We start from the raw sequence: 21,559 nt of genomic DNA, 5'->3' as shown, positions 1-21,559 counted from the left end.
CAAGTAGCCCCCATCTATAGGGGCATAGCAAACACTAAAGTTGGAGGGACAATAACTTATGAACAACATCATTAATTTTGCGCATCGTGGAGCGTCGGCAGTGTGTCCAGAAAATACTATGGCAGCATTTCGCAAAGGTCTTGAGCTGGGTGCAACCGGAATAGAAACTGATGTACAAATGACCAAGGATGGCGGCCTAGTCCTCATTCATGATGAAACTCTAAACCGCACGACAAGCGGAACCGGCTATGTGAAGGATCATACACTCGCAGAACTGCTGGAAGTGGACGCAGGCTCATGGTTCGGACCTGAATTCAAAGATGAGCGCCTTCCATTGCTGGAAGATTTATTAGATCTGCTGCAAGGTAGAGATACCATACTAAATATCGAGCTTAAAAATGGCACTTTTTTATATCCGGGCATGGAGGAAAAAGTGATCGCGGCCGTACGGGATTTCAAGATGAGCGATCGCGTCATTTTTTCGAGCTTCAACCATTATTCACTAGCTTACTGTCAGTCGCTGGCACCGGAGATCAGAACAGGAATTCTGTACGGGGAAGGCCTGTATCGTCCTTGGGATTATGCAGCTACACTTGGAGCGACTGCGTTGCATGCGTATCATTTTGCGGTACTGCCTGAATTCGTCGAAGAAGCGGCGAAGCATGGCGTTGTCTACCATCCTTGGACCGTTAACGATCCCGAGCGGATGAAATATTTAATTGAAGCTGGTGTATCAGGCATTATTACCGATCATCCAGACGTACTCGCTGGACTTCTGGCTGACAAGGGAGTGTGATGGTGTGAAAAAAGTCTGGCTGCTCGGATTCGGCTTTTTCAGCATCAGCATTACATGGAGTCTGTATAACGCATTTGTACCTTTTTTCCTCGAAAAATATGTACATAGTGTAGCCCTAATCAGCTTCATGATGACGATTGATAATTACTTCGCCTTATTCTTGCAGCCTTGGATCGGTAATCGGAGTGACCGCACGACCTCGCGTTTTGGACGCAGAATGCCTTATCTTATGATCGGTATGCCCTTCGCTGCCGTGCTGACTATGCTGATTCCGTTTCATACCGGACTATTTACACTGCTTTTATTTATGATGCTGATGAATCTAGCCATGAGTTTATACCGTTCCCCTACCGTCGCTCTCATGCCCGACATAACACCTGAAGAGCAGCGTACAAAGGCTAACGGATTAATTAATTTCATGGGTGGATTCGGATCAATTCTGGCTTTTGGCGTGGGTTCGATCCTCTATAAATCAAATCCTGCGCTGCCATTTCTCGTTGCTGGACTGATTACCCTGTTATGTCTATTTATCGTATCGCGCTTCATCAAAGAAAAACGGGATGGTGTGAATATAAGCCCTACGCTTCTATCCGATACAGCGGGGAGCCCTTCTGCGACGATAGTTAAGCCTTCCAGAGTCTCCTTTCGCGGCCAGCTGGATCGTACTACAGTCTTTCTACTGGCAGCGATTTTCTTCTGGTTTGTAGCTTATCAAGGGGTCGAAACCTTGTTTACATTGTATGGCAAAAACCATCTGGGCCTCAGTGAACAAGCAGCCTCCTTCTCCCTTACCTTCTTCTCCCTTGCCTTTGTGCTGTTCGCTATTCCGAGCGGTTGGCTGGGTGGGCGATTCGGGAAAAAGAAGATCATTATCATCGGCGTATGTGGCCTGATGACGGTCTTTGCGCTTGTTGGGTTTGCACAGGACCTGCTGGTGCTTCGAGCGTTACTCCTGACAGGAGGAATCTTCTGGGCTTGTATCAACATCAACTCTTATCCTTATGTTGTTGCAACGGGAACTGAGGAGAGTATCGGTACTCGAACAGGGATGTATTATTTGGTCTCTTCACTGGCAGCGATCAGCTCGCCACCTTTGCTGGGGCTAATGATTGATATTTTTGATTACTCCATCCTGTTCTATGTAGCAGCGATTAGTATGGCGGTTGCCCTGCTCTGCCTCTTCTTGATGAAGGGACGCAAGCAAGTCCCCCACAAGTTTCACACACCGGGAGCCTAAAAAAAAGCGTCAGCCTTAGACATCTATTTATGTCCAGGGCTGACGCTTATATTTTACACTTAACAAACTAATTTTTATAAACTGAATAACGACCTGTACCCAGCTGTTTGGCGGTGTACATCGCTGTATCTGCTTCGTGCAGCAGCCTGAAATGATCCACCTTGCCATGACTAATGCTGATGCCTATGCTCGCAGATACAAAGAGGTTGTGCTCTCCCAGCTGATAATGTCTGGTCGTCTTCTCCAGAATCTGCACCGCTAACTGCTCCGCTTCCTTCTGATTGCAGCCTTTAGCTACAATCACAAATTCATCGCCGCCTATGCGGAAAATATGGCGTTTTCTTTTGCTGGAGAATTGACTTAACCTTCCTCCCACCTCTTGCAGCAGTAAATCGCCCACATGATGTCCTAAGCTGTCATTGATTGATTTGAACCGGTTCAAATCCATAAACAATACGGCTAGTTGCTCATTTACTTTGCAGCGATCCCAAAAGTGATCCATTCCATTCTTGTTTAAGAGCCCCGTTAAGCCATCCTTATAGGCAAGTTCCTTAAGCTGCTCTCTTTCCGCCAAAACAAGGTTCAGCCGTGTAAGCAAAAACATTAAAACAGCTATCGTAAGCGCGTATATCAATAACGGAGTGAAAATCCCCCCATTGACCTCTATAGTTTCTTCTAAGGTTTTTTTGCCTAGCTGATGCATTGCCCACAATCCAACGACAATAGTTATAATGGAAAGGCCCGTGTAAACTGCTCTTTGTTTTGGTTCCTTACTAGCAACATCCCGGTAAAATCTCAATACTAAATAACCTACAACCCCTGCGATGATAATGGACATTAACGTTTGTAAATAAATCTGAACCTCTACCACCTTTAATTCGCACATCCTTCTGAACTACAAATAATTAGCTTACTGTACTGCGCTACCAATATATAAAAAAGCTCTGAACATTATCTGAACACTTACTCTTTCTCCAAATGCCGCGCACAATTATATAACTCGCAGTTCCAGGAGCCATCCGATTCGGATTTTGTTATTCGCGTAATTGACGTATTGTTCAATAATACTGTGCCGTCCAGTTCTGGAAGTAGTCTTCTAAGGCTGCTGCGTAAAATTGCACCATGGCTAACGATCAGAATATGACTGCCTGAATGTCTCGCCGCAATTTCTTCAATCACTTCGCTGCCTCTGAGCTCGCTGGCTTCTGGAGTTTCCAAACCCAAATCTAACGTCTTCCAATCGGTTCCCCATCGTTCAATCCGCTCTTGCTGCGTAGTTCCTTCAATAAGTCCCGCATACATCTCTCGAATGCCCGGCGCTAAACCCGTGATCTCAAGGCCTAATCTTTCTGCAATAACCTCTGCCGTTTGCCGCGCTCTGAGTAAATCACTTGAATATATGTAATCCCATTGTTCTGTGCTAAGACGTTCAGCCAGTAGTTGTGCCTGTTGCAGGCCTTCAGCATCCAATGAATTATCCGTATGCCCTTGCACTCTGCCTTCTTTATTCCACGCGGTACTTCCATGGCGAATTAAACCTATCGTAGTCATAAAAATCTCCTTTTAGCTATTGAGTCTAGTGGCAATTGTGATGCTGGTTATTGTGCTGGTTATGGTGCTAGTTATAGTGCTAGTTATAGTGCTAGTTATAGTGCTAATCTCAGTGCAATTTCAGTGCTAATATAAATAATATAATCTATATTCTATCAGATTCACCCTATGAACATTTAAAAATAAAGGTTATCCAAGTTTTTGAACATGAGGTATAATAAACCTTGTCGTTTTTTACAACAGCTACAAGATAAGGAGTAATTGTTTATGATGAAAAAGCTAGGGTCCACTCTGTTTCTTACCTTCTTACTGCTCGTTCCACTTGTCGCCACTTGCCCATCCACTGTTGGTGCAACACCAGTTCCTAAAAACACCGTCTATGTGGACAAGAATAACCATTCATACATACCACTGCGTCTCTTAAATAGCTTCACTGGTATACAGTCTGTATGGAATCCTAACGAAAAACGTATAAGCATTACGAATGCAGACACCACCATAACGCTTACATTAGGTCAAACCGCTGCGCTCGTCAATGAAAAGTCGGTTACGCTAACTGATCTTGCTTTCAGTGATAATGGCACGGTATATATCCCGTTGTCTTTTATCAGCACAACGCTTGGCATTCAATTAACCTGGGATAAGGAAGCCTCTTCATTAACCCTTAAGAGTAATGATATTGCAACCACTGTTCCTGTACAGTCCGGCGCACTAATCAAAGCGGATTCTTCACCAGTTGTCAGCGCTAGTAAAACCTTCAAAGTTGGCGGCAGATCCTTCAAAGCCCAGACGGTTACAGTGTCCCTGCTGCATCCTAAGGTGAAACTTGATGTCGTACTGGCTGGAAATACGGTCGGAAAAGTAGAGGACCTAAGCAGTCTGGCTAAACGTAATAATGCCGTAGTTGCGATTAACGGAACATTTTTTGATGCCTATACAAAAGGAGCATACAAAGCTCCATACGGGTACATTGTCAGCGGCGGAAAAATGCTTAAAAATAGCTCCGGGGATCGCCGGACGATTTTTACCTATGACAGCAACCATCTGGCGTCACTGATTCCTGGGCTGGAATTCACAAGCCGCTTCGCTTCCGGCTCCATGGAAGGAGCTCTTCAAGCCGGTCCGCGTCTTCTTGTGAACGGCAAGGTATCCCTAAATGTCGCGGCAGAAGGCTTCAAGGATCCGAAAATCTTAACCGGCGGCGGAGCCCGCAGCGCGCTCGGATTAACACGCGACCATAAGCTCATTCTACTGACCACTGGTGGAGCCACCATCCCACAGCTGGCAGAAATGATGAAGCAAGCTGGAGCGTATCAAGCCATGAATCTGGATGGTGGTGCATCCAGCGGGCTCTACTACAACGGCAAATATCTTACGTCCCCTGGGCGTCAGATCAGCAATGCGATTGTAGTCAAATATCAATAAAATCTCTTGGCCAGACGGCTAGTTGCGAGTGCTGAGCTTCGTGATTTGGCTTGGCTCAGCCACGCTACGGCTTCGGCTTCGGCTTCGGCTTCGGCTTCGGCTTCGGCTTCGGCTACTAAGAATATATGATTCTATTGTACAAAGTGCAATCAGAGGCAGTTTGCAGCGCATAATTGCTCTGGCGGTATGATTGCTGTGCGACGTATGAGATTACTTTGCAGCATATAATTGCCGAGCTCAAACCCAAAAATCCCCTTGATGACTTACCCATCAAGGGGATTTTTCATAAAACGTTGCCAGTTTAGATACTGCTGACAGATCCAATGTTAGGGGCAGCCGGTGCAACTTAATCCGTGTGACCTGAATATTCCCACACCTGCAACCAAACTTCTGTAGTAAAGCCCAATTTCTCGTAGAAAGGCTGCATCGAACCTACGTAAACTTTACTAGCTCCGAGTTGTTTTAAACGGTTAAATCCTTCGTGTAGAACCGCCCGTCCCAGTCCCAGCTTTCGATAATTAATGGATGTGCCTACAGGCTCCAGAGCACCAATTCTATTGCTGCTGTCCCAAAAAATATTACAAAAGGAAACCACTTCGCCCGCGTCATTCACAACGCTAAGATCGAGCTGCGGATTATAGCTTGGAGCGTTACTCATATTCCCATAATGTAGCAGCGTGAGCTCTGCCTCCGCCGTTTCTGCATAGTCGAAGGCCATGATATGTCCGAGCGCTTTTGCAGTAACCTCGATCTCATCTCCGCTGCATATTCTAAAGCCAGAGGGGAGCTCCACAGGAAATTCCTTATCCAATCGCAAGGAGTTTACGCTTTCCTTACCACCCGTTTGATGATACCCCCTCTTACGAGCAACCTCTGCCGCAGAAGTCATATTCTCCGGTATTGGCACATACAGCTCTACGTAACCACCGTTCTCTTCCTCAGCTTTTTGTTCAGCAAAAGCGAACATTTCTTCAAGTAATTTTTCCGGAGGATTCATCTCAGCACACTGAAAATAGAACCCATCGTCCCTGCACACAACAGCTGCAAGCTCTCCATTCTCATACTCCCATAAGCCCACTTTTTGTTCCCACTGCTCCAGCATTCCACTTCTCGTCTCCTGAAAAAAAATAACAAATTCCCAGCGGTCTATAAGCCAGGTATTTGGAGTCTTTAGCTTACTATAACTTTTTATAAGAAAATGACGTACCTTTAGCAGATCTTCAGAACGGTAGCTTCTAAAATTAATGTTCATTTTCCACGCCCCTCTCTTTAATTTCATATTAAGGGGGATGCAAAATGAAGCATATATCATAATTAGTTATTATTATTTTATACTACCTAATATGATTCGTACGTTCACAAAACAAACATTTCTCGAGTGGAAATTATGAGCTCCACGCATCCGTTAACTGCATTTAGTGCAACTATTTCCTCAGAATGCTCCTTCAAAAGATAGTTAGTTGTATTTCGTGCAGTTAAATTTCTGATTTTCCTTTAATTGCACTAGATTCACCCTTTTTAGTTGCACGAAGTGCAATTAAATGGCTTATAATGACCAACTACGCAGAAATAAGTGTACAAAGTGCAATTAGAGTAAGTTTTGGAGTGGGCGATCTTCTTCCGGAGGAAATAGTCACTGATCAAGCTTTCTCAAGCGATAATTATGAGCTCCTCACATCCGTTAACTGCATTTAGTGCAACTATTTCCTCAGAATGTTACTTAAAAAAATAGTTAGTTGTATTTCGTGCAGTTAAATTTCTGGTTTTCCTTAAATTCCACTAGATTCACCCTTTATAGTTGCACGAAGTGCAATTAAATAGCTTCTAGGGACTATCTACGGAGAAATAAGTGTACAAAGTGCAATTAGAGAAAGTTTTGGAGTGGGCGATCTTCTTTCAGAGGAAATAGTCACTGATCAAGCTTTCTCAAGCGATAATTATGAGCTCCTCACATCCGTTAACTGCATTTAGTGCAACTATTCCTCAGAATGCTCCTTCAAAAGTTAGTTTAGTTGTATTTCGTGCAGTTAAATTTCCGGTTTTCCTTTAATTGCACTAGATTCACCCTTTTTAGTTGCACAGAGTGCAATTAAATGGATTCTAGGGACTATTTACGGAGAAATAAGTGTACAAAGTGCAATTAGAGTAAGTTTTGGAGTGGGCGTTCTTCTTCGGGAGGAAATAGTCACTGATCAACTATTTCCAAGCGATAATTATGAGCTCCACGCATCCGTTAACTGCATTTAGTGCAACTATTCCTCAGAATGCTCCTTCAAAAGTTAGTTTAGTTGTATTTCGTGCAGTTAAATTTCCGGTTTTCCTTTAATTGCACCGAATTCACCCTTTTTAGCTGCACGAAGTGCAACTAAACGGCTTCTAGGGACTATCTACGCAGAAATAAGTGTACAAAGTGCAATTAAGTCTGGATAATCCGCTTGAGCGAAATCTGGATTGCTTAGAGCTAGATCAGCTAAAGCTAGATCAGCTAGAGCTAGTTCAGCTAGAGCTAGTTCAGCTAGAGCTAGATCAGCTAGAGCTAGGCCAGCTAGGCTAGACCAGCTAGACTAGGTCAGCTAGAGCTAGATCAGCTAGGCTTAGATCAGCCAAATTCCCCTTCGGTAAGTCTAGCTAGATTCTTACGTTGACCACGAATAAGAGTACTCTTTTTGCATAATTTTCCTTGTCCATGTTACTGTATAACTGAACAAAGGAGTGAAAATATGGAGACGATTCTAATCATAGAGGACGATGCCAAGCTGGCAAGCTTGCTGAGCACGTACCTATCGAAATATGGGTTCCGTACAATTATTGTAGAGGATTTCAACAGGGTGCTGGAGACTTTTAATGAAAGCTCGGCTGACCTTATCTTACTGGACGTCAATCTGCCTAAATACGATGGGTTCTACTGGTGCCGCCAGATTCGTTCCCTCTCACTCTGCCCGATTCTGTTCATTTCTGCACGGGATAGTGGAATGGATCAGGTGATGGCGCTTGAGAATGGCGGGGACGATTATATCACTAAGCCTTTTCACTATGAGGTTGTACTTGCCAAAATCCGCAGCCACATACGTAGAGCATACGGTTCATACTCACAGACTCAAGAAGAGCATAAACTCCAATCTGGAGGTTTAATCCTCTATCCTGAACGATATATGATCCAATACGACGGGTACACGAGTGAGCTAACCCAAAAGGAAGCGGTTCTACTGGAAGCTTTACTGCTTAAGGAAGGACGAGTGGTTAACCGGGAGCGTCTGCTCGATCTCATGTGGAAGGATCAGCATTTCATAGATGACAATACATTAAATGTCTACATAACCCGTGTCCGCAAAAAGCTCAAGGATCTCGGTCTTGGCGACATTGTGGAAACCGTAAGAGGCGCTGGCTATCGGCTTAATGTCTCTAAGGATACGCCATGAGGCTTTTTTGGAGAGACCAGATCTCACTGATCCTATTCTATCTGCTTCAGATGCTGCTTATCCCTTTGCTGTATTGGCTGTCTGGTGAGAACAGACCGATCTCTATCATGCTTTATGGAATCGCCTTGAGTACCGTAGTTCTATTGCTATATCTAGGCTACCGATACGTTCAGCACCGGAGATTGTATGCAGCATTAAGCGAACCTATGGACATGCTCCAAAAACATCTTGTTTCCTTAGGAGACACTCCTCTTTCAGAAGCTATCCATGAGTTATTGCAGCTGATTGACCGCCAGTATCAGGAGCAAGTGAATGCGCATGCGCGCCAGATGGATCAGCATATCGTATTCATGAATCGCTGGGTTCATCAAATGAAGACCCCGCTCTCTGTAATTCAGCTTACGCTAAAGGATCTTGAAGAGGAGGCTGCCGCAAGTATTCAGGAGGAACTGGAACGTCTGCGCGGAGGGCTGGAAATGGTTATCTACACTTCAAGACTTGACCGATTTGAAAATGATTTTCAAGTTGAACCGTTACTTCTGCGCAAAACCGTTAGTGAGGCGGTAGCCGAAAATCGCAGACTATTCATACGCCGGGGTATAAAAGTAGATGTACAGGTGGATGCCAATCTCGCGGTATATAGCGATGCTAAATGGTTAATGTTTATGCTGGCCCAAATCTTAACCAATGCCGTAAACTATACCTCCGGTACTGGCAAGACCGTTACCCTCTCAGCTCAGCGTGTAGGCACCGACACGATTCTGGATATTACCGATCAAGGGATCGGCATTTCTCCTGAGGATCTGAAGCGGGTCTTTAATCCCTACTTTACGGGTGACCGCGGACGACATTATCATGAATCGACAGGGATGGGGCTGTATCTCGTCCGGGAGATTTGCAACAGGCTCGAACACAAGGTGGATATTCAGTCCCGGCTCGGGGAAGGGACCCGTGTGCGGCTTATTTTTAGCAACAGTGATCATCTACAGAAATAATATTGAGGGGACTTCGTCGTCATTATTCATGGCTTTGAAGCCTCCTTCTTCTTTATAGGCTACTATCTCTCAACCCATTCTCCACAAGAAGAAAGGCGAACATAACCTTAACGTCTCTGTAAGGAAACCTTAAGGTAAATCCATAGCAGCTAATCTCTCGATCTTATAAATTATATACATAACCCGTTCCCCGAATAAGGCGGATGAAATCATTTTTGTATTGGAGGAATGAATGATATGAACGTATTGGAAGTCAAAGGACTTCATAAGGTATACCCCGGCAAAATAGTGACCCAAGCCCTCACCGATATTCATCTTAATATTGAAAAAGGTGAATTTGTCGGAATTATGGGACCGTCTGGTAGCGGTAAAACAACACTGCTCAATATGGTATCCACAATCGACCAGCCGTCCTCTGGCGAAGTGAATATCAATGGCAGCAACCCTTATCTTTTGAATAAAAAAGAGCTCGCCCACTTTCGCCGAAAACAGCTAGGCTTTGTGTTTCAGGACTTCAACCTGCTTGAGACGTTAACCGTCGCCGAAAATATTGTGCTGCCCCTGACTTTGGATAACCGTAAGCTCTCACAGATGGAAATCTTGCTTCAAAGAGTCGCTGAACGCTTAAACATTACCGATATTCTGAGCAAACGCACTTATGAAATTTCAGGGGGACAACGTCAGCGGACCGCAATTGCCCGGGCGATCATCACCTCTCCTTCGATTATTTTGGCCGATGAACCTACGGGTGCGCTTGACTCCAATTCTTCGCGGATGGTGATGGAATCGCTGGAGGATATTAACCACAAAGAAGGCACCACGCTAATGCTCGTAACACATGATCCACTGGCAGCGAGCTACTGCAACCGAATTGTTTTTATAAAAGACGGCAAACTAGCAGCCGAAATTCACCGGGGAGATAACCGTCAGGCCTTCTTCCAAAAGATTATCGACACACTTTCGTTCTGGGGAGGGAATAGTCATGAACTTTCCTCAATTCGCGTTTAATAATGTACGCCGTAATTCGCGCGCTTATTTTGCTTTTTTCTTAAGCAGTGCTTTTATGGTCATGATCTTTTTCTCTTATTCAGTCTTTATTTATCACCCTAGTATTACGAACATCGCGCTGGGTGCGAATTCAGCCTCCGGCATGCAAATTGCTTCTTACATTGTGTTTATCTTTGCGTTCTTTTTCGTACTATATTCGATTAGTGCGTTTCTGAAAATGCGTAATCTGGAGTTCGGCATACTGATGATTTTAGGCGCACGCCCTGGCCAGATCAACAAGCTGATTCTTATAGAAAACATGCTGATCGGACTGCTCTCTATAGTAACAGGTGTGTCTTTCGGCATGCTTTTATCCAAGTTATTCTTGCTGCTAAGCACGACAATTATGGGCATGGAGCCACTACCCTTTTATTGGCCAATGAAGGCGTTAATGATTACTTCTATCTCTTTCATTTCATTATTTCTAGTCATTTCGATCTTCACATTATTGTTCATTCGTAAACATCAAGTTCTTGAACTGCTTAAGGGAAATGTTAAACCTAAAAAAGAACCCCGTGTCTCCTTGTTGTTCTCGCTCTTTGGGCTTCTACTGTTGACCGTCGGCGCTCTCGCGATTCGGAAGCAATTGTCCCCGTCCTCACTGTTAGTCGCCGCTGTCACAGGTATCGCTGGAACCTACTTTTTCTACTCTCAGTTATCTGTATTGGGCATTCGCCTACTAAAACTAAGACGCAAACAGTTGTGGCGCGGAACCAATCTGCTGTGGATTTCCGAAATGAGTTATAAGATTAAAGACAATGCAAGAATGCTGTTCCTTGTAACTGTGGTTACCTCGCTTGCCTGCATGGCTTCGGGAATTCTTTTATCGATTAATCAAGCGAACTCAGACCTCTATAAAAAATCCCCATTCGCTGTGAGTTATACGATTTATGATCCGAAGGATGAAGCACCAGATTTAGAGCCCATTCACACTAAATTAAAGAATGCTAAAGTCGAGTATACAGAGAATAAAGTAGATCTAATCTCTGCTTCCATTCAAGGAATCGATAAGGAAATAATACTTGGAATTGATCTGATCTCCCGCTCACAGTTCAATCAACTGGGCTTACAGATGGATGTGTCCGAGGTTGGACCCTTGTCTGAAAAAGAAGCTGTATTGCTGCTGAACCCACATATGGATTCACAGAATTATGCTGCTAATCGAGCGATTCATTTGAAGGTTCAAAAAGATGAGGAACTGATGTTAAAAGAATTACGAACATCAAAGGTGCATCCAGTAGATCCAATGGCCACCTCACTTCTAATCGTAGATGACAACTTATATCATAAGATTTCTAATTCAACAGAGAAGTACACGAGACCTTATGTGAAATATCTATACAAAATCCCTGCATGGGACGGTCCTACACCTAATGACAGCTCAGCTGAAGCTGTTGTCACCAGAGACCTTATCCAATGGAATAAAGCCGCTAACAAGGCTAACCATCAATACAGCTCTATACTGGGATCGCGAGCAGACAGCTATCTATCGACCAAACAGGGAGCCGCCATGCTTAGCTTTATAGGAATTTTTATCGCACTGATCTTCTCGCTATCATCGGCCAGCTTTCTCTTTTTTAAGCTTCATACTGAGCTCAACACAGATAAGCAAATGTATAATGCTTTGTCCAAGATCGGTTTAAGTACTAAAGAAATGTCAGCTTCTGCTACCAAACAGATTTCTGTGCTTTTCTATATTCCGATTATTATTGCCACCATTCAGACCCTTGTCGTGATACGCCCGATACTGAAACAGATTAATATCACAAATGTAACTGTGCCCGTGCTTACTACATCTGCTGTATTTCTGGTTGTGCAAACTATCTATTTCCTTATTGCGAGATCACGGTACATTCATAGTCTCAAGAAAATAATGGTGTAACACCATGTTGAAAAGAATCGTAACCCTGGATGTACTTCGCGGCTTGGAACTTATGGCAGCACCAAAAGGTTCTCTAGCTGATCAATAGGCAATTTGCTATAGTTAGTAAACTATTACTAATTAATGAGGCAAGGAGGTTCCTGATTTATGTCCAAGGCTGATCACATGTTATCCATTCTCTGGATGCTCAGGCAACGGGGAAGAACCGCCGGGGAACTAGCAGAAGCGCTAGAGATCAGTGTCCGCTCTGTCTATCGTTACATCGACGCGTTATGCATCAGTGGCGTACCCATTATCGCGGATAGTGGACCTGGTGGTGGCTATAGCCTTCCGGAGCATTTTTCCGAGGTCCCGTTATTCTTTGACTCCGACGAACAACGTTCCCTCATGCAAGCCGCCTCCTTTGCGCGGGGAACTGGATATCCTTATGTAGAAGCTCTAGATCAAGCAATCGCCAAACTGAAACGGTACAGCAATGCGCAGCAATTAGAACAGATGGAGCGTCATGAGAGCGGGATAGAAACCATCCACTCCCCTGCTGCGCCGCTTCCCCACCTACTGCAAGAGCTTGAATTAGCGACGGCGAACGGACATACCCTCCAGATGGAATATCGGAAGGGAAACGGGGAGACGATTTCTTCCCGCGCTATTGATCCTTATGGACTTGTCCTGTGGAAAGGGCAATGGTACACCGTTGCTTATTGCCATCAGAGGCAAGAAATTCGGTCTTTCCGAGTCGATAGAATAACTGAACTGCACCGCACAGAAGCTCTGTTTGCCCGTCCTGCTGACTTCTCTGCACGTGATTTTTTGTTAAAAAGCTTGCTGCCCACACCAAATACTCCAGAGAAACTCATAGCAGTAGTCATCGCCGCCGATGAAGGAATCCTGAACGATCTATGCAGTCATTGGCTGTTTGGACATGCGCTGGTGCAGCGCATTGACGGACAAGCCCGTTTACAAGTCGATGAGACCTCCTTACTGACTTATGCGCCTTACTTCTTGTTGCCTTATGGATCAACACTACGAATCCTAGAGCCTTTAGCTCTGAAACAAAAGCTGTCCGCTATAGCTACCGATCTGGCAGCTTATTATAAAACTTAAAATGATTATTTTAGGATCACTGACCGTAGTTGTCAGTGATCCTTTTGTATAGTGTAAATAAGTCTAAGGGAATAAATGATTGTACAAACCAAGGAGGAATAAGGAATGAAAGAACTTCACTATGAATTTTATATTGGCGGAACACCTGAGCAGGTATGGGAGACTTTGATCTCTCCCGAAGGTACTAAACAGATTTACTACGGGAGCGTAATCCAATCCACTTTTAAAGAAGGTGAATTGCTTGAATATGTTGGTCCCGGTGCAGATGGCGATGAAACGATACATGTATATGGGACTCTGCTGGAGTTCACTCCACAAAAAGCGTTTCGTTTCACGCATAAGGTCGGCCCCTCCTATCATAAGGGTACAGAAAGATATGAATCGCGTATATCTTGGCTGCTTGAACCGGTGGGTGGAACTACTAAGCTTACGCTTATCCACGATGAATGGCATCCTGATGATCCTTCATATGCTGGCAGTATCAACGCCTGGTGGCAGGTTCTGAGTAATATTAAAACCTTGGTCGAGACCGGACGTACACTTGATTTTGGCAGCTGGTCGTAATTTTTATGTTAATTAGGAATTAAGCTCAACCCTGCGGAAAAGAGCGTACAAGCCCTCTTTCGTCAGGGGCTTTTTTTGCTTAATTTTATTTTGCCTAAGGGAAACATTCTTGTTGCAGGGACAAAGTTGTTGCCATATACTAATGTTGTGCCAGACTACAAGAAATGTTCTAATACACAAAATAAAAACCGTAGGCGGTAAAAATATAAATGAAAGAAGGGATCTCATGACTGGAACAACTATTCCTTTATCAGAGGCTGCAAAGGGTAGCACGCTGCGCATCAGCGACATTGAAGTTCAAGGTGTGCTTAGAAGAAGATTACTGGACCTCGGGTTCGTAGTCGGGAATATCGTAGAGGTGTTGCGGCGTAGTCCATTAGGAGATCCTATAGCTTTTCGGGTAAGCAATACGACCATTGCACTGCGTAGAGAAGAAAGTTCTTTAATATTCGGAGAATTAATTGGAGGTGTAGAAGCATGAGTCAGTTCACCGTCGCTTTTGCAGGCAATCCTAACACCGGAAAAAGCACACTATTCAATCTGCTAACCGGCATGCGACAGCATACTGGAAACTGGGCAGGTAAAACCGTCATTACTGCCGAAGGCGAATTCAAACACAATAACCATTCATACCTCGCGGTGGATTTACCAGGAACGTACTCCCTATACTCAAATTCCGCGGATGAAGAAGCGGCTAGAGATTATATTATTTTTGAACAGCCAGACGTGACACTTGTAGTGCTTGACGCTACTTCGCTGGAACGTAATCTCAATCTTGCCTTGCAAGTGCTGGAGATTACCGGACGGGCGGTTGTCTGCATCAACCTCATTGATGAAGCACGTAAGCTGGGCATCGACATCAACCTGAAGAGTATCTCCAAACGTCTCGGCGTACCCGTCGTTGCGATATCGGCACGCAATAAAATAGGGATCGATGCCTTATTGGATCAAGTGGAGCGAGTGGCTACAGGCTCATTCACAGCGCAGCCGCTGCGGATTAGTTACAACGAAGAGATCGAACGGGGAATTGCCGAGCTTACACCATTGGTAGAGCAAACCATCGGTACCAAATATCCCGCTCGCTGGATTGCACTGCGCTTATTGGACGGTGATGACAGCCTGCTTACTTCACTTAAAGAGCATATGAAAAGCAAGGATTTACCCGAAGCAAAGGAGGTCATCGGCCATGGAGTCACTGCCTATCACTAAGGGATCTGACGCTCTAGATTCCCTATTGTCCACCGCAAAAAAGCTCGCTGACGGCGGAGCCATTCGGGATGAGATTGTCAGTGGTATATATGGCGTATCCGCAGGCATCTGCGGAGATGCAGTTACTTATCGGGATAAGAAGAAACTGAACAGCACTTATAAGCTGGATAATATCGTGACCTCCAAAATTTGGGGTTTTCCCATCATGCTCGCCATTCTCGGTGTCGTATTCTGGATTACGATTGCCGGGGCTAACTACCCTTCTAGCTGGCTCGCTTCCTTCTTTGGCTTCATCGAAGGATATCTGACAGCGGGATTTGAGGCTCTCCATGCCCCAGCTTGGCTGCACGGCGTGTTTGTGCTTGGCTTGTATCGAGGCACCTCATGGGTAATCAGTGTCATGCTGCCACCGATGATGATCTTTTTCCCCGTATTCGCTCTGCTTGAGAATTTCGGGTATCTGCCACGCGTTGCGTTTAACATGGACCGACTGTTCAAAAAATCAGGTGGTCATGGCAAGCAAGCTTTAACCATGTCCATGGGCTTCGGCTGTAACGCGGCCGCTATCCTCTCCACACGAATCATCGAATCGCCGCGTGAACGAATGCTGGCTATACTGACCAACAATTTTGTCCCTTGCAACGGCCGCTGGCCCACGCTGATTTTATTGTCTTCCTTATTTATGGCAGGAGCCGCTACGACAGGCGCGCTTCGTACATTCACCACTGCCTCCGTCCTAATGGGAATGGTTCTAATCGGCATCATTGTTACCTTAACCGTTTCCTGGGTCATGTCCAAAACTGCGCTGCGTGGGGTTCCCACACATTACACATTGGAGCTTCCTCCCTACCGCCGTCCACAAATCTGGAAGACCATACTTATTTCCTCCAAAGATAAGTCCCTTAACGTACTTACTCGGGCTATCGTCGTTGCTGCCCCTGCCGGGATTATCACTTGGATTCTAGGCAATCTGTTTATTGGCGGCGATTCTGTACTGAATCATATGGCTGCATTCTTTGATCCGTTCGCACATTTGCTTGGCATGGATGGCTTTATCATCATGGCCTTTATTCTTGGACTTCCTGCGAATGAAATCGTATTGCCTATCCTGCTTATGGGCTATATGTCCTCAGGCGCTATGGTTGATATCGACAGCTTAGGCAGTATCAAAGATGTCTTTCTCTCACATGGCTGGACCTGGCTGACCGCACTCAACATGATGCTGTTCTCCCTGCTCCACTATCCTTGTGGTACGACACTCGTGAACATTTACAAGGAAACAAAAAGCATGAAGTGGGCCGTTCTCTCAGCAGTCATTCCGCTGGGTATCGCCATCGGAGTAACCTTTGCTGTCGCTCAGCTTGCCCGGTTATTTGGGTGGGTGTGACGAGGGTGAGGTAGGCTTGCGATCTAAACTCAAGTGACATCACAACTGACTTCAACAGATTTCAACTTACATCGCAAAAATTCATCATTAACTCACTAAATTCACCTTAATCACATCACCCAAATTAACCTTGCTACACGGAATTCACCTTACTTTACCTTACAATCTAAAGTGCAACTTGCTTCACAAAATTCTGCCCTCCTTGAACTGATATTTAAGGAGATTCTCCCTCAAATTCGAACTTTATAGGCGCGCGTTAAACTTTTTGCGGAATTTCTCCCTGATAATCGATCTTTATAAGCACATATTGAACTTTTTGCGGAATTTCTCCCTAATAATTAGCCGATTATAGGAAAAAAGGGCAATTTCCGCAGAATTTTAGAGAGGAATTCCCCAATTATCGCTAATAATGAGTAAAACACGATAAAATCAGGGAGGATTTCCCTAATTATTGATTCTAGATGGTTCCGAGCTACACTTGAGCACCAGCACCAGCACTAGACCTGCATCGCCCTTCCACACATACCAACTCTAGACCTACGCCGCCCTTCAGCACACACCAGCATTAGCATCAGTACCTTTTCGCCCACCAACATACTCCACCACTGGTCCACCAACACAGCCCAACACCAGTTACTCAAGGTCATCTCAAACAAATAAGCGGTCGCTCGGATGTTTATCCCGAGCGACCGCTTATTTTATCACAACCCCTTATATATTCTTACGTCCTAACTTGATCCCACCATTACATTACATTACATTACATTACATGACGTGACTCTACAGTTAGAGTCATTTTTTGCGCGTTCCATCATTTCTACGACGGTATAGAACAGCCCCAGCTATAGCTGCTAGAACGATAATTATTCCACTAATCCCCACATTAACAAGTGGAAAGGAATCACTGTCCCCAGCCGGGTTCCCCGTTTGATCAGGCTCATTACTCCCAGCTTCTGACTCCGGTGAATTATTCGGGGTTACCTCCGGAGAAGCGGTAGGCGTTGTAGGCGAAATACCCGGTCCCAGCTCTTTTAGATCCACTGAGTCAGCGGTTAGCCGCTTAGTTCGACTGCATAAACTAGCCTCCAGATTACCAGAGTCTCCACCGTCTCTAGCATAAGCATAGACAATGTAACTTTCCCCTTCCACAAACTCAAAGCCGCAGCTTGCAGAAGATAAAGCCGTAGTCAATGTAACTTGGTTTCCCTCGACCCCTTTCCAGCTGGAATCCACCTCAAAGGTTACCTTTACTGGATCAGCAGAAGAAATTATGTTCCCCTGTGACGGCTCCTTCATGTCCACTACTTTCCCGACAAAAACAGCTGTACTTTTCTCAAGAGCTTCCAGTGGCTCCGCAGGCATAACACAAGAACAAGCGTAAGTGACCGAGGGCCGTACCGTCAGCAAAGCCGTAAATATTAATAGGACACCTAGAAATATCATCATTGGACTTCGGAAATTGAACTTTCGGAAATTGATCTTTCGCACTTTGATAACCCCCTTCTTTACCTTACAGACGGAGCAAACGTGGAAAGTGTTACAGGAATTGCCAAACAAGTGATACAAGTCTATCCGGTAGCAATTCCTCATATCCTCTTCTTTAATCCCCCATACCTGCTGTACCACTCACAGACTGTGCGCGATCCCAATCAAACGCTGTATTCCTTCGCGCAGCACCCCTTCGCTTGCAAAGGAATAACTTAGGCGAAGCCTTGACTTCATTTCCCCCAGTGGATCAAATAACTCCCCAGGAACAAAAGCGATCGACTGCGCCATACTTGAAGCAAACAGGCGATCCATCGTAAGATGCTCCGGTAGTTTCACCCATAGATTTAGTCCGCCTTGCGGAGTCGTCCATTCCCAGCCAGTCCCCGCCAGCTCCTCTTCTACAATTTCCTTATGCACTTGAAGTGCAATGCGCAGCTTACCGAGATGCTGTTGCAAGCGTGGGGAGGTGTAGTAATGTAGAAATATTTTTTGATTCAGCAGCGGAGTGCCATTGTCCGCGAGTGATTTGGCCGTGATTAGACGTTCCATAAATGGATATCGGCAAGCCACCGCACAGATTCGTAAGCCAGGGGCTACATATTTACTGAAGCTGCTGATATAGATCACCCACCCCTCCGTATCATAAGCAAAAAAGGGCGGCGGCGGCTCCTCATCAAAATACATATCGCGGAACGGGTCATCCTCCACCAGTAAACAGCGATAACGTTCGGCCAGTTCTACCAACAGCTTACGCTGTTGCACAGGCACCGTGTATCCAGTTGGATTGTGATGCGTTGGATTAATGTAGAACATACGCGGCTTATGCTTTTTCATCAAAGCTTCTACTTCCTCCAGATCATATCCCTCCGGAGTGATCTCTACCGGGACCAACCGTGCCCCCTCCCGGCGAAAAATATCCATAGCAACACTATAAGTAGGCCGCTCCACAAGCACCGTATCCAGAGGACCAAGCACAATCCGGGCAATCAGATTGATCGCCTGCTGCGCACCCGAGGTAATAAGCAGCTCTTCCGAAGTTAACTGCAGCCGATGTTGCTTCCGAAAGTGGTGGCTTAACGTCTCACGCAGCTCGTTATCCCCCTGGACCGAGGCATACGTTCCCATTACCTTGGGATATAGATCGAACACTTTTTTAACATAGTCAGATAGAAAAAGATTCGGCAGCAGCCCCGGATCAATCAGCGCCTGCGAGAACTGATACTTAACTGGCACTCTCTGAATATCAGACAGCGGATTAGTGAGCGCATAAGCCGATACTGCGGCTCCTACTTCAATAGCAGGAAGCGAGATTATGGGTGCCACGTAATATCCTGATTTATCTTTTACATAAACCTTTCCATCCTCCGTCAACCGTCTGTACGCTTTGAATACGGTCAGTCGATGTACCTTAAGCTCCTCCGCCAGCAGCCGTATAGAAGGAAGCTTATCATGTGCGACCCACTCCCCTCGCTCCATGCGATTTAATAAAAATTCATAGACCTGCCGAAACAAAGGATGATTATGCTCCGCTCCCACAACCTTTTTCATCTGGCTACAACTCCTCTCCGAACAACCTTGTAATCATATTGTACACGATTTCCGAATTAATCTGTTCTACACAAGGCAATCTGTTCTGTCCTCTCCCCTATATGATTAACAAAATGCCAGCTTATAAATTCTTATATTTTATAAAGCACACAAAAGGGGACTTTCAAAATGATCTTATTTGCTTATGCACTTGTATGTCTGATCTTCGGCACGACCTTTCTAGCTATCAAAATCGGCGTAGATGCCGGTGCGCCTCCTTTCTTTTCAGCGGGCTTAAGATTTTTTGTCGCAGGCGCTGTTCTATTCCTATGGATGGTCTGGAAACGTAAAGCCAGCTTCTCCTTGCTGTTGCGCAAAGAAATGTTGTTCACCGGGTCTGCTCTAACCTTTGGCACCTTCGCGGGTCTCTACTGGGCTGAACAATATGTTTCTTCAGGGCTTGCAGCTGTACTCTCTGCCACTGGTCCGATCATGATCCTGCTGCTCCAAACCTCTATTCTTCGGCAAAAAGCACCCGCCATCTCCCTATATGGCTGCATCATCGGCTTCACTGGCGTACTGCTGCTGGTTCTCCCCAATCTCGCCGTTGATATTTCACCACTGTGGCTCATCGGTTGCGCCGTAGTCCTAATTGGAGAGTGTTGCTATGCTGTAGGTGCGATTTACTCCAAAAAAGTAATTAACAGTATGCCTGAGGTCTCACCGATTGCGCTGAATGCGGCTCAAATGATGTATGGCGGTGCGTTATTATTCATTCTTTCTTTTGCCACGGAAAAAGTACATCCTGCATTTCTCTTCTCATTCGAAACAGCAGGTTCACTGCTCTATCTCACAGTTATCGGCTCCATGGTCGGCCATACCTTGTTCTACTGGCTCGTAGCTAAGACCAACCCAGTGTTTCCTTCTACCTGGCTTTATATTTCTCCACCGATTGCGGTGGGTGTAGGCTTTTTCTTTTACAAGGAGTCCGTATCTTGGATTACAATTCTTGGAGTGTTCACCATCATTGCCGGAACGATCCTAGTGAATGCTGATGCTTTAAAGCAATTACTGCAAAAAAAGAAGATCAACACTGTTGCGTTAAAAAAATCAAATATATGACGTACTATATATTGCATTTATGACCACTATTGCGTATTATATAAACAAGTTAAATTAAACACAGCTAAATATGACTCATATATGAAAGGAGGATTCGCTTAACGGCGCTTCTTTTCTAAAGAGGAATGCCTTTTTTATCGGAAGTGGAGGGAATTGTGATCGAACTGACATCACGTCAAATAGAGATTATCGATATCGTTAACAAAAGAGCTCCGATTACCGGCGAACAGATTGCCGAAAGTTTGAATCTTACCCGGCCAACAATTCGCTCGGATCTGTCTGTTTTGGTTATGCTCAAATATATCGACGCCAAGCCGAAGGTCGGGTACTTCCCAGGATTGAAATCATCCAGTCGTCAGGGAAGCGGTTATCTGCTGCAGGAAACAATGGTCAAAGAAATTCAAAGTGTACCTATAGTTATCCGTGAGACCACAACTATTCAAGATGCCGTAGTTACGCTTTTTCTACAGGATGTAGGCACTCTTATTATTTGTGACGAAGAGGGTAAACTCACGGGCGTTGCTTCACGTAAGGATTTCCTAAAGGTAACCTTGGGCAACCCCGGTGCAGTCTCCATGCCCGTAAGCATGGTTATGACGCGCCAGCCCAAAGTGGTCACAACTTCACCGGATGAGCCGGTGCTTGAAGCTGCACATAAGATGATTTTTCACGAGGTAGACAGTTTGCCGGTGGTTGTTCCCAGTGCCGCTGAAGACGGCGGTACAAAACTGGATGTGGTAGGACGTTTAACAAAAACCTCCATCATCAAACTTCTCCTCGAACTTGAAGCCAAAGGATAACAGGAG

At 45.2% G+C, this 21,559-nt stretch carries 20 protein-coding genes; 15 read left to right on the top strand and 5 right to left on the bottom strand.

Annotated features, from left to right (window positions below):
* Positions 1-58: 58 nt before the first annotated feature.
* Positions 59-796 carry a glycerophosphodiester phosphodiesterase gene (locus NST25_RS05260; RefSeq protein WP_339171797.1) on the top strand — a complete coding sequence of 246 codons (738 nt, stop codon included), beginning with the start codon at positions 59-61 and terminating at the stop codon, positions 794-796.
* 4 nt (positions 797-800) lie between these two features.
* The gene (locus NST25_RS05255) at positions 801-2,033 is read left to right on the top strand and encodes an SLC45 family MFS transporter (protein WP_248547896.1); all 1,233 of its coding nucleotides are present in this window, start codon (positions 801-803) and stop codon (positions 2,031-2,033) included.
* Between the two features lie 67 nt (positions 2,034-2,100).
* Here NST25_RS05255 and NST25_RS05250 read toward each other — a convergent pair whose 3' ends face one another.
* Positions 2,101-2,919, bottom strand: coding sequence for a GGDEF domain-containing protein (locus NST25_RS05250; protein ID WP_081383526.1), 819 nt, complete (start codon positions 2,917-2,919; stop codon positions 2,101-2,103).
* A gap of 77 nt (positions 2,920-2,996) precedes the next feature.
* Complete coding sequence (locus NST25_RS05245; protein WP_339189881.1) at positions 2,997-3,584, bottom strand: histidine phosphatase family protein; 588 nt, start codon at positions 3,582-3,584, stop codon at positions 2,997-2,999.
* Between the two features lie 270 nt (positions 3,585-3,854).
* Here NST25_RS05245 and NST25_RS05240 point away from each other — a divergent pair, with 270 nt between their 5' ends.
* Complete coding sequence (locus tag NST25_RS05240; RefSeq protein WP_076219736.1) at positions 3,855-5,009, top strand: phosphodiester glycosidase family protein; 1,155 nt, start codon at positions 3,855-3,857, stop codon at positions 5,007-5,009.
* 346 nt (positions 5,010-5,355) lie between these two features.
* Here NST25_RS05240 and NST25_RS05235 read toward each other — a convergent pair whose 3' ends face one another.
* Entirely contained in the window at positions 5,356-6,261 is a 906-nt protein-coding gene (locus tag NST25_RS05235; protein WP_340393431.1) for a GNAT family N-acetyltransferase, read from the bottom strand.
* Positions 6,262-7,410: 1,149 nt separating this feature from the next.
* On the opposite strand from NST25_RS05235, the gene NST25_RS05230 reads away from it, so the two are divergent.
* From NST25_RS05230 to NST25_RS05185, 10 genes are all read left to right on the top strand, one after another.
* A complete protein-coding gene (locus tag NST25_RS05230) occupies positions 7,411-7,563 on the top strand; it encodes a hypothetical protein (RefSeq protein ID WP_340393430.1) in 153 nt (50 codons plus the stop codon).
* Positions 7,564-7,729: 166 nt separating this feature from the next.
* Positions 7,730-8,428, top strand: a complete 699-nt coding sequence (locus NST25_RS05225) for a response regulator transcription factor (protein ID WP_076282065.1) — start codon at positions 7,730-7,732, stop codon at positions 8,426-8,428.
* Complete coding sequence (locus tag NST25_RS05220; protein WP_312148953.1) at positions 8,425-9,423, top strand: sensor histidine kinase; 999 nt, start codon at positions 8,425-8,427, stop codon at positions 9,421-9,423. Before NST25_RS05225 ends, NST25_RS05220 begins: the two co-directional genes overlap by 4 nt.
* Before the next feature lie 237 nt (positions 9,424-9,660).
* Entirely contained in the window at positions 9,661-10,431 is a 771-nt protein-coding gene (locus tag NST25_RS05215; protein ID WP_036679832.1) for an ABC transporter ATP-binding protein, read from the top strand.
* Positions 10,406-12,352: an ABC transporter permease gene (locus tag NST25_RS05210; protein WP_340393429.1), complete on the top strand. Its 1,947-nt coding sequence runs from the start codon at positions 10,406-10,408 to the stop codon at positions 12,350-12,352. Before NST25_RS05215 ends, NST25_RS05210 begins: the two co-directional genes overlap by 26 nt.
* A 147-nt stretch (positions 12,353-12,499) precedes the next feature.
* A complete protein-coding gene (locus NST25_RS05205; protein ID WP_340393428.1) occupies positions 12,500-13,456 on the top strand; it encodes a YafY family protein in 957 nt (318 codons plus the stop codon).
* Between the two features lie 105 nt (positions 13,457-13,561).
* Entirely contained in the window at positions 13,562-14,020 is a 459-nt protein-coding gene (locus NST25_RS05200) for an SRPBCC domain-containing protein (protein ID WP_076104700.1), read from the top strand.
* 226 nt (positions 14,021-14,246) lie between these two features.
* On the top strand, positions 14,247-14,501 hold the full coding sequence (locus tag NST25_RS05195; RefSeq protein ID WP_036679839.1) for a FeoA family protein: 255 nt from the start codon (positions 14,247-14,249) through the stop codon (positions 14,499-14,501).
* Positions 14,498-15,229, top strand: a complete 732-nt coding sequence (locus NST25_RS05190) for a FeoB small GTPase domain-containing protein (protein ID WP_076130631.1) — start codon at positions 14,498-14,500, stop codon at positions 15,227-15,229. The genes NST25_RS05195 and NST25_RS05190 overlap by 4 nt, the downstream gene beginning before the upstream one ends.
* Positions 15,207-16,616, top strand: coding sequence for a nucleoside recognition domain-containing protein (locus NST25_RS05185; RefSeq protein ID WP_076130630.1), 1,410 nt, complete (start codon positions 15,207-15,209; stop codon positions 16,614-16,616). The genes NST25_RS05190 and NST25_RS05185 overlap by 23 nt, the downstream gene beginning before the upstream one ends.
* 792 nt (positions 16,617-17,408) lie before the next feature.
* Here the strand turns inward: NST25_RS05185 and NST25_RS05180 are convergent.
* Both NST25_RS05180 and NST25_RS05175 read right to left on the bottom strand, forming a co-directional pair.
* Positions 17,409-18,104 carry a hypothetical protein gene (locus tag NST25_RS05180; RefSeq protein ID WP_076303438.1) on the bottom strand — a complete coding sequence of 232 codons (696 nt, stop codon included), beginning with the start codon at positions 18,102-18,104 and terminating at the stop codon, positions 17,409-17,411.
* Positions 18,105-18,242: 138 nt separating this feature from the next.
* Positions 18,243-19,652 carry a PLP-dependent aminotransferase family protein gene (locus NST25_RS05175; RefSeq protein ID WP_076130628.1) on the bottom strand — a complete coding sequence of 470 codons (1,410 nt, stop codon included), beginning with the start codon at positions 19,650-19,652 and terminating at the stop codon, positions 18,243-18,245.
* A gap of 168 nt (positions 19,653-19,820) precedes the next feature.
* Between NST25_RS05175 and NST25_RS05170 the strand changes: the two genes are divergently transcribed.
* A complete protein-coding gene (locus NST25_RS05170; RefSeq protein ID WP_076130627.1) occupies positions 19,821-20,753 on the top strand; it encodes an EamA family transporter in 933 nt (310 codons plus the stop codon).
* 155 nt (positions 20,754-20,908) lie between these two features.
* Positions 20,909-21,553, top strand: coding sequence for a helix-turn-helix transcriptional regulator (locus NST25_RS05165; protein ID WP_081383827.1), 645 nt, complete (start codon positions 20,909-20,911; stop codon positions 21,551-21,553).
* Positions 21,554-21,559: the final 6 nt, after the last annotated feature.

It is taken from the genome of Paenibacillus sp. FSL E2-0190 (assembly GCF_037992965.1).
In the GTDB taxonomy this organism is placed as follows: Bacteria; Bacillota; Bacilli; order Paenibacillales; family Paenibacillaceae; genus Paenibacillus_AQ; species Paenibacillus_AQ odorifer.
This window is presented reverse-complemented; position numbering and strand designations above follow the sequence as displayed.

Coding starts and splice junctions, on each gene's coding strand:
- NST25_RS05170 (WP_076130627.1), top strand. CDS start 19,821: ATGATCTTATTTGCTTATGCACTTGTATGTCTGATCTTCGGCACGACC.
- NST25_RS05200 (WP_076104700.1), top strand. CDS start 13,562: ATGAAAGAACTTCACTATGAATTTTATATTGGCGGAACACCTGAGCAG.
- NST25_RS05195 (WP_036679839.1), top strand. CDS start 14,247: ATGACTGGAACAACTATTCCTTTATCAGAGGCTGCAAAGGGTAGCACG.
- NST25_RS05215 (WP_036679832.1), top strand. CDS start 9,661: ATGAACGTATTGGAAGTCAAAGGACTTCATAAGGTATACCCCGGCAAA.
- NST25_RS05205 (WP_340393428.1), top strand. CDS start 12,500: ATGTCCAAGGCTGATCACATGTTATCCATTCTCTGGATGCTCAGGCAA.
- NST25_RS05190 (WP_076130631.1), top strand. CDS start 14,498: ATGAGTCAGTTCACCGTCGCTTTTGCAGGCAATCCTAACACCGGAAAA.
- NST25_RS05225 (WP_076282065.1), top strand. CDS start 7,730: ATGGAGACGATTCTAATCATAGAGGACGATGCCAAGCTGGCAAGCTTG.
- NST25_RS05240 (WP_076219736.1), top strand. CDS start 3,855: ATGAAAAAGCTAGGGTCCACTCTGTTTCTTACCTTCTTACTGCTCGTT.
- NST25_RS05235 (WP_340393431.1), bottom strand. CDS start 6,261: ATGAACATTAATTTTAGAAGCTACCGTTCTGAAGATCTGCTAAAGGTA.
- NST25_RS05185 (WP_076130630.1), top strand. CDS start 15,207: ATGGAGTCACTGCCTATCACTAAGGGATCTGACGCTCTAGATTCCCTA.
- NST25_RS05260 (WP_339171797.1), top strand. CDS start 59: ATGAACAACATCATTAATTTTGCGCATCGTGGAGCGTCGGCAGTGTGT.
- NST25_RS05220 (WP_312148953.1), top strand. CDS start 8,425: ATGAGGCTTTTTTGGAGAGACCAGATCTCACTGATCCTATTCTATCTG.
- NST25_RS05175 (WP_076130628.1), bottom strand. CDS start 19,652: ATGAAAAAGGTTGTGGGAGCGGAGCATAATCATCCTTTGTTTCGGCAG.
- NST25_RS05250 (WP_081383526.1), bottom strand. CDS start 2,919: ATGTGCGAATTAAAGGTGGTAGAGGTTCAGATTTATTTACAAACGTTA.
- NST25_RS05245 (WP_339189881.1), bottom strand. CDS start 3,584: ATGACTACGATAGGTTTAATTCGCCATGGAAGTACCGCGTGGAATAAA.
- NST25_RS05210 (WP_340393429.1), top strand. CDS start 10,406: ATGAACTTTCCTCAATTCGCGTTTAATAATGTACGCCGTAATTCGCGC.